At 38.8% G+C, this 8,736-nt stretch carries 8 protein-coding genes and 1 pseudogene; 3 read left to right on the top strand and 6 right to left on the bottom strand.

Going from position 1 to position 8,736, the window contains the following annotated elements:
- Positions 1–170 precede the first annotated feature (170 nt).
- From ACCM36_RS06610 to ACCM36_RS06600, 3 genes and pseudogenes are all read right to left on the bottom strand, one after another.
- Positions 171–290, bottom strand: a pseudogene (locus tag ACCM36_RS06610) (CRISPR-associated endonuclease Cas1); the annotation flags it as partial.
- Positions 291–333: 43 nt separating this feature from the next.
- Positions 334–1,719, bottom strand: a complete 1,386-nt coding sequence (locus ACCM36_RS06605; protein ID WP_370572959.1) for an MATE family Na+-driven efflux transporter — start codon at positions 1,717–1,719, stop codon at positions 334–336.
- A gap of 112 nt (positions 1,720–1,831) precedes the next feature.
- Positions 1,832–2,815, bottom strand: coding sequence for a viperin family antiviral radical SAM protein (locus tag ACCM36_RS06600; protein WP_370572958.1), 984 nt, complete (start codon positions 2,813–2,815; stop codon positions 1,832–1,834).
- A 576-nt stretch (positions 2,816–3,391) separates the two neighbouring features.
- Between ACCM36_RS06600 and ACCM36_RS06595 the strand changes: the two genes are divergently transcribed.
- Positions 3,392–4,684 carry a M18 family aminopeptidase gene (locus tag ACCM36_RS06595; protein ID WP_370572957.1) on the top strand — a complete coding sequence of 431 codons (1,293 nt, stop codon included), beginning with the start codon at positions 3,392–3,394 and terminating at the stop codon, positions 4,682–4,684.
- A 378-nt stretch (positions 4,685–5,062) separates the two neighbouring features.
- On the opposite strand, the gene ACCM36_RS06590 is transcribed toward ACCM36_RS06595, so the two are convergent.
- Complete coding sequence (locus tag ACCM36_RS06590) at positions 5,063–5,191, bottom strand: CRISPR-associated endonuclease Cas1 (protein ID WP_370572955.1); 129 nt, start codon at positions 5,189–5,191, stop codon at positions 5,063–5,065.
- An 88-nt stretch (positions 5,192–5,279) separates the two neighbouring features.
- Between ACCM36_RS06590 and ACCM36_RS06585 the strand changes: the two genes are divergently transcribed.
- Complete coding sequence (locus ACCM36_RS06585) at positions 5,280–5,585, top strand: NAD(P)H-dependent oxidoreductase subunit E (protein ID WP_370572954.1); 306 nt, start codon at positions 5,280–5,282, stop codon at positions 5,583–5,585.
- A gap of 94 nt (positions 5,586–5,679) precedes the next feature.
- On the opposite strand, the gene ACCM36_RS06580 is transcribed toward ACCM36_RS06585, so the two are convergent.
- Positions 5,680–5,838: a hypothetical protein gene (locus ACCM36_RS06580; protein ID WP_370572960.1), complete on the bottom strand. Its 159-nt coding sequence runs from the start codon at positions 5,836–5,838 to the stop codon at positions 5,680–5,682.
- A gap of 427 nt (positions 5,839–6,265) precedes the next feature.
- Complete coding sequence (locus ACCM36_RS06575) at positions 6,266–7,072, bottom strand: helix-turn-helix transcriptional regulator (RefSeq protein ID WP_370572953.1); 807 nt, start codon at positions 7,070–7,072, stop codon at positions 6,266–6,268.
- Between the two features lie 373 nt (positions 7,073–7,445).
- Between ACCM36_RS06575 and ACCM36_RS06570 the strand changes: the two genes are divergently transcribed.
- On the top strand, positions 7,446–8,736 hold a 1,291-nt coding region (locus ACCM36_RS06570; protein WP_370572952.1), incomplete at its 3' end, for an AMP-binding protein.

The following is an 8,736-nucleotide window of genomic DNA, read 5'->3' as shown; positions in this document are numbered from 1 at the left end:
TCACTTTCCTGTATCTGTTTCAGGTCAATCTATCAGGAACGAACCCACTGCTCATTCAGGGATACGTTCGAATAATCTGTTGAAGCTAGTCAGCCTTTATAAATCTATTGACCTCGTTAATCTTGTCTTGCAATAGGTTCTATACATTAATAGCAAAAAAGAACTCGGCTTTAAGTAATAAATCGTTTAACAACTGGAATCAGGTCATAGGCTAAACTATTCCTGCTTGGTTTAATCTCATGTAAAAATCCTACATGAGCATCTAATCTAACTGTATTAATGGCTCTCAAAAAGACTTATCCCTTAATTAAAATCCTTTGGTGACCTCATATATTAATCTGTAACCGTTGGAACAGCCAGTTCATATTTGTGGACTATCTTACCTTTCTTTGATAGGTACCAGTACATAACAAAAGTGAGTAATGAATCTACCGCAATTCCTACCGCAAACATCAATGTGATCAATTCTAATGTGGGATTATATATGCCCATTTGGAAAAGAATGAAAAGAGTACCGTAGAATGTGACATTCACCAAAACTGATTGGAACAACATGTATTCCGTTTTCCCGATCCCATAAAATATTGAATCTATGAGGTTGTTATATGCAAATGTGATGTAGAAAGGTAACGAAATCATCACCAAGTGAAATATCACAGCATAGTTACTCATATTCAGCACATTCTTAATGAATGGTTCCCATAATGGTATCGTCACCAACCATATTGCAACGATTATTGTCGTGATTCCTACATACCCTCTGAAATTCTTGCTAATATTCTCTTCACCCTTAGAACAATCACATTTAATCAATTCACCCAGTTGCAGTACTGGAAGTAGCAACCATCCCCAGATAAAACTATTAGTGACCCAGAACGTTCCCGGCTCGTTGACAATGTTTACCATTCTCACTACCATGTACATAAATGCTAGATTCCGTACCAAAGTTTCAAGACCAGAATAACCTGCAATTACCGTCCATTGTTTGAGCCAGTTAAAATTCAATTTACCCTTTTGGAATATGTCGATATTCTTCTCTTTCTTGAGTAAGATTAAAAAGACTACAAATAGGGCTATATTTACGATAATGTTAGTTATTGCGATACCATTCACACCAAGTTTCAACGAAAAACTAAGTTCGGAGATGAATAATGTATCTAATAATATAGTAAGAATCATCTGCACCATGAGCACGATATATATCAGTCTATCTCTTCCAATCAAGAGAAGTATGAGCATTATAAATTTCCACATTGTCAGGAAGATGTATGCTATTGTTTCCAAGCGTATGTATGATACTGTAGCATTTACCATCATGGGATTTTGTGCCATTGTCACGACCATCGGCTCGGCAAATATAGATATTAATAAAGAAAGTGTGACATAAATGGAGAATACCACCACCATGCTACCCTTTAGACGATTGGTGAATTCTTTAGTATTTGATATTGCTTTACCAAGTATGAAATATAAAGGCAGGATTAGAGATTCCTGTAATATTTCGTAGAGAAGATTAACCCACATGAGTTGTGAGGCAATGTTGATCCCCCAATCGTTCGGAAGATTCCCCAGAAAGAAGATACGTACAGTATTGTATATTGTTGGTAGCAATCCAGTCAAAAGCAATGCTAAGAATAAACGCAAGTCAATTCTTTTGATTGATTCTATTGTTTTTTGCACCTGTTCACCTACTATGTGAGTCAGCAATTTGATATTCATGATACTTGCTCTTTATAGCACGATTTTAGTTGTCATTTTCAAAAGCATAAGAAGTAATGGTTCATTCGGAATCAAATGTTTAGGAAGATCTTCCAAAAAAAAAAGAACAAGCTCAGTTCCAATCATAGTTACCTTCTCTTTCTACGTATTTGCCTGCATTAACCAGATCTTCAATGTCCATCTGCTCCCAGGATCCAAGAGGAATTGAAGAACGCTGGTTGCCATTGCTTAGGAGAATGTTCCCATCCGGACCTATTATTAAATAGGAATCAAGCATATCATCAGCTGATTCTAATATAGGGGATGTACCGTTGTCAAGTATCAGTCCCCCGTTTATGCTCTTGAACTTCTCAAACTCGTCCAAGGTAATAAAGAGATCCAGAGCATCATCATTCTGACCTTTCATGTGCAATACCTGGAAAATCTTCCATCTTTCCGGGCACAGAGATGATATGAACGACTTCATATCTTCAAAATAGTTCATCTTAGTAACTGTGGTATTGATCTTTAACCTCATGCCATACTTGTGAACGAGTTCGCAAACCATACTAACATGTCCCACATGATTCCCGTTCCCCCTTCCCAATTGTTTTTCAATCTCTTCATCTGCAGAATCCACGGAAATACCCACCCAGTCCACACACCCGATCTTTTTTCTGAGATTATTCTCATTGAGCAGAGCTGCATTTGTGACAATGCTAACTATAAAGCCCATATTCTTTGCCATCTTCAAAAGGTAGTCCAGATTTTTGCATAACAGGGGTTCGCCGCCAGCAAAGTTGATCTTTTCAATTCCTTTGGCCTTTAATGTTTCAAGTATATGCTTGGCTTTTTTGATATCCTTGAACTCCCCAGTCATGTTCTTGTAGAAGCAGAATCTGCAGTTGTAATTGCAGTTCATTGTAACATGCCAGTTTGCAGATCTGATCCTTGTATCATGGTGAACTATTTCAGAGTCATTCAAGTGGGCAATGTCTAAATCGTTCCTACACTCCAAACAGCAGAGATCTCTGTTTGCCAGTTTTGTTCTTTTGATAGCATTGGAGCCAATAATTTCGGCTTTGCCAGAGAGATGTACTATTTTGTCCCTTCTCATTGTTCCTACCTCGATGTGAAAGGGAAAAACAGCTACTATTAAATAGAAAAAGTTTCAGTTTTTGTTCTGTTGCTTGGATAAAACGTCTATACAAAGCAAAAGCTACAATAATAACGTATTCAGATAAGACTAAACAGAATCTTCTTTGAACCATGTTCCCTTCCAATTTGAGTTTGCACGTACACTCACCTTCAGAATTTTTCTGAAAGGACGAACATTACTTCCACGTGTAACATTACTTCACACGGATGGTGTATTTGCATTTTTATGAAGAACATTTTAATATTTATAGATTTGCATTGAAAGACTCTGTAAAAAAGTTATTTAAACCAGCACCTTTTGCTATAAATCATTGTTATTAACAATATCTATAGATATGTTTAATATATCCACGTTTTAAAAAGTTACAGTATTAAGTATCCTGAGAATCTTTTATCTACTATGATACTAAAACAAAAGAAAAAGATTTTGTCATTATGTGATCTCTCTCACACAATGAGATGCTATGACGAGAAACTAGTTCAAAGTCCATTGTAAAGCTGAATGCATATGGACATCATGAGAAAGGTGGCAAATATGGATTATATCAGTGATTTTTTTGGATTCATAAAAAAAGCGACAACATCCGTTCAGACAGTAGATGTCATAAGAGAACGTCTGGAAGCTGAAGGCTTTATGGAACTGGAAATGAATGAGATATGGATGTTGAATGCATCAGGGAAATACTATCTGACCCCCTATCCTTCCATGCTGGTGGGCTTTACTGTCGGAAGCGGCCAATTTCCGATAAAAAGTGTGAAAATAATCGCTGCTCACACGGATAATCCGGGATTCCGGATCAAGCCCAATCCGGAGGTGAACAGTGAAGGAATGTTGACACTGAATGTGGAACGTTACGGTGGACCTATTCTGAATACATGGTTCGACCGTCCTTTATCCATTGCCGGAAGGATAGCCGTGAGGTCCGATGAAGTGCTGAAACCGAAAGTGATCCATCTGGATTTTCAAAGACCTATACTTATCATCCCTAATCTGGCCATCCATATGAACCGTGAGGTCAATAAAGGTGTGGAGATCAAGGTTCAAAAAGAAATGCAACCTCTTTTGACCCAGTTGATCGAAGATGAGATCAAGGATAATTATATGCTGGATCTGGTCGCGAAGGAAGCCGGGGTCGATCGTGAAGATATTCTGGATATGGACCTGAACGTATATTGTAGTGAAGAAGGTATGCTGGTGGGCTCAAAAGGGGAATTCATCTCCTGCCCGAGGATCGATGATCTGTCCATGGTGTATGCTGCTATGGAAGCTCTTGTAGAGTCGAAGCATAAGGACGGGATCAACGTGGTGGCATTCATGGACAATGAAGAAATTGGTTCTATGACCAGGCAAGGTGCTGACTCCGTGATGCTGAGCAATATTCTGGAAAGGATCCGTATGGGAACGGCTAGAAGGGAACAAGGATCCATCCATGAACTGATGAACTTCTTTGTGATCTCAGCTGACTGTGCCCATGGGTTGCATCCCAATTACGGTGAAAAGAGCGATATCACCAACAAGCCTGTAATGAACAAAGGGATGGCTATTAAGATCAGTTGCAATCGTTCCTATGCATCTGAAGTAGAGACCATTGCAGCTTTTCAGCAACTGTGTGACAAAGCCAGTGTGAAATATCAAAAATTCGTGAACCATTCGGATCAACCAGGAGGAACGACCCTGGGTCCTTTGCTTAGCAAATATGTGCCTGTTCATGTGGTGGATGTAGGAGTGCCGATGCTGGCAATGCATTCAACCAGGGAACTGATGGGAAAACAGGACTTCCTAGATTCCATCGAGGTATTCAGGACATTTTTCCAATTGGAGGAGTGATATATAAAGGCATACTTTGATATAACTGGATATTTTCCTGCTTCGCCAGATAAAGAAAGATAGCCCATTGGGGAGTAAAGTGTAAAAATTACTTTTCTCCTTCTTCACTATGATTTTTACGTTTGTTATACAATATCAGATAGAAAGAACCAATACATATGTAAAGTGCACCTAATGCCACATATGTGCTGTTTTTACTGATTCCTGCCGCGATAAAAAAACATATTGCTGCCACATACCATAAAACCGCTGCAATTGAATAAGACTTTTGTTTCATGTTTCTCGTTCTCTTCTTATCCCTGCTATATAAATTATCTTAGTATAAAGATTGTTAGATTTTTACAGTAGATCTATTACTTTGTCTATAGAGATCAAGCACTACTTAGACTTATCAAACTTAGCTTCAATGAATTTCCTTGCTATCTCAATCCTGTTTTCTTCATTTTCAAAAGCATGATACTGAGCAAAGTTGGTTTTTACATTATTTGATAAAGACCAGTGATACAAAGCTTTAAATATTATTTTATCAGTAATTGACTTCCGTATACATGTGAATTAAAGACATAGCTTAAAAATAAATTTAAGGAGACCTATCATGCAAAAACCAGAAAATCATATATTTATTTGCGCAAGTACAAGACTAAACGGAAAAGTGCAGGGAGCATGCCAGAAAAAAGAATCACATAATCTGGTAGCGATGTTTACCGAAGAAATAATGAACAGAGATTTGGAAACTAAAGTGATGGTTACTTCGACCGGATGTGTGGGTCTTTGTGAGAAAGGACCGATAGTAATAATCTATCCTCAGCAGGTATGGTATGGCGAGGTAACTGAAGACGATATTGATGACATACTTGATGCATTGGAAAAAGGTGAAGTCGTAGACAGATTAAGTATATAAAGAGACCGAATGCGATATTATAAAGCGGGCTGTTCAATTATATTGAATAACCCACTTTTTATTTACTCGATAGATATTATTCTTGTAAATCATTTCATCCAGTTATTGAACTCCTAAGTAATCTTCTTAGCTCTGAAGGTTTTAGCCTGAGGGAGTAACTCTCTGTTCTAATGAAGTCTTTAGTATTCATTCTTTCAGGTTCTACCAGATTGATAACTGTCAGACCAACAAGGAATCTGAAAGGCCCTCGAATATCATAGGCTAAACTGTTCTTGCTAGTGATAATTTCATGCAGGAACCTACATGAGCATCTGAACCGATCGTATTCTAGCGACTATATATCGAGTGCTTTAAAAAAGAAATAAATGAGAAATTAGAAGATAACAGATGCAAACACGATCGTGAGTGCAAGTCCTAAAAAGCATTCTGCAAGTTCTGACACGGTAATCACCTTATGTGAAAAGAACGACTGCGGATATAAACAAAACATAGCACGGTAGGGCCATGTGAATTGTTTTTTTCAGGCACGTTTTTTCACTCGTTATTTGGCAGGTATATATGCAATGAAAGTATAAAAAGTCTACTATATAAGAGAAGGATTCGAAGATTCTGCGTTCCATTCGTCCTGAAATGAAACTAAAATAACATAAAATAAAGTTAAATAAAAAAGAAAGTACCACTTAGATTTTCGGCACTGGTACAGAATCCTTCAGGTAATATTCGAAGAGTTCTTTCCCCCACACAAGCGCACTTTGGCTGGAACTTAGAACATACATATAATCGTAGTTCCCCTTACTATCCAGCAAGCGCATGAGTAAGCAGTGTTCGTTAAATCCAATAGATATAAAGTCTATTTTTTTGGGGTAGACGAACAAATGGAACAATTCATTTTTAACAATTTCCGCATAATCAGCACGGTCATTACTTTGGATCTTGTCAACCATATCCTGTGTAACAATAAGATTTATCTCCACCTGACCATGAAGCATCTCGGTGAACACCTTTGCAGCATTTGGATAAAAAAATGCAGTAACTCCATAGAAGGTCTCAGCCCTTCTGGAATTCTCCGCGGACAGATCATATGTTCCATAAAATTCTTGTGGCAGAGCATATAGATCCTGGATAGCTGGATTTATTACTTGGCATTCCTTAAGTTCTTTTATTCTTTTAAAGAGATGAGGCGGAATAAAATCAAGTTTACGAGTTCCCCAGTAATCAATATCACTATCGAAAACATCAGTGGTACCCAATAAAGGAACCATCTCGTCAACTATTAGTTTTCCGACAGGTGTCAATTCATAAGCGTCTTCATAGTGAAAAACAAGATGATTCTCTTCCAGGATCTTCATCTGTGGAAGTAATGCCTGTCTTGTTGTTTCCAAAGACTTGAGGAGAGTTTCCGTTTCTTTTGACTCCTCCTGCAACAATAGGAGAACTTTCTTTCTCTTATCTGAAGCAAATAACACGTCAAGTAATGCTTTTTTCATTTGCGGCATCTCCTAACAAGCAAAATACTGTTCATCTAACAACAATTAATATTAAGTATGTAAGCGTCAACATTTAAAGTAAATTTTATTAATTAATTTAGATATATATGTCGATTAAATGCCCGGAACTATACTGTAGAGTTTTAAACTTCTTTTGCATCCGATTTTTCCTTTACATGTACATCTTGGATAAAAGTCTTATCAGATCCAGTATTCTGTTTCATGTGATACATGTACCCTCAGGGAAAACAATGTTCTTCCAGTCAGTATAAGAAAACTTAATACAGCACATGACCTCGTTGATCTAAATCATAACTATTAAGGACAAATTAAAAAAAAGCATTAAAATACCTTGACTACTTCGACATGTATAATGACACCGGAAAAACCACATTACCTCACACCACATGAAGTGGCTAAACAGCTCAGAGTGGAAACAAAGACCGTGCATACATGGCTTCAGGAAGGGATCATGGATGGCGTAAAACTGGGCAGGCTCTGGAGAATCCCACGCTCTCAACTGGAGCAGGCAGAAGATAATTGTTTTTCAAAGAACGCTCGCCTATTGAATATTAAAGAGAGCCCACGCAATATGTGTGACTACGACAAGGCCAGGGAGGAATGGAACAGTGAAATTCCCGAGTATTTCAATTTCGGATATGACGTAATTGATGCCTGGGCAAAGGAAGACCGTAATAAACTTGCCATGATCTGGGTCGATCAACAGGGTGAAGAGAAAAAGTACACCTTCAGAGACATGATGAAACTCTCCAACCAGGCAGCAAATATTCTTCTCAAATACGGGATCAACAAGGGCGATAAAGTCGTTCTGATGCTTCATCGCGTACCCCAATGGTGGATATTTGTACTTGCACTGATAAAACTTGGTGCTGTTGCATGCCCATGTCCGATACTTCTGACACCAAGTGACATTGGGTACAGGATCAACGCAGGCAAATTCAAAATGATAATTACGGACATGGAAAATGCACCTAAGGTCGATGAGATACGGATCGAATGCCCCACTCTTAAAGAATGCATGGTTATTGACGGGAAAAGAGATCATTGGATAAGTTTCCAGCATGAGCTCCTGTATCCTGCACCCGTTTCCCATCACTCGGTATCAATACCTGTACTTACTCATTCCACCGATCCGATGTTGATCTACTTCACCTCGGGAACGACGGGTAAAGCCAAGATGGCACTTCACAACCACGCATATCCGTTGGGTCACAGGGTCACTGCTGAACTGTGGCAGGACCTGACCGAAAATGACCTGCATTTCACTTTCTCGGACACCGGCTGGGCAAAATGCGCATGGGGTAAAATATTCGGGCAATGGATCGCTGGCTCATGCATTCTTGTGTATGACATCAGAGGAAAATTTGAAGCAACCGAGCTTCTTCCACTTATCGAGAAGTACGAGGTCACAACCTTCTGCTGTCCACCCACTATTTACAGAATGCTCATACTTGCTGACCTTAGCAAGTTCGACCTCACACAACTTCGTCATTGCTGTAGCGCAGGTGAACCGCTGAATCCTGAAGTTATCAAAGTGTGGAGAGAAGGGACTGGCCTTAACATCTATGAAGGCTACGGCCAGACAGAAACCTGTTGTGCAATCGCATCTTTCGCCTGCCTGGAGAACAAGCCGGGTTCAATGG

The sequence above is a fragment of the Methanomethylovorans sp. genome (genome assembly GCF_041305605.1).
In the GTDB taxonomy this organism is placed as follows: Archaea; Halobacteriota; Methanosarcinia; order Methanosarcinales; family Methanosarcinaceae; genus Methanomethylovorans.
The sequence above is the reverse complement of the archived record's forward strand: the minus strand, read 5'-3'. Positions and strand labels throughout refer to the sequence as shown.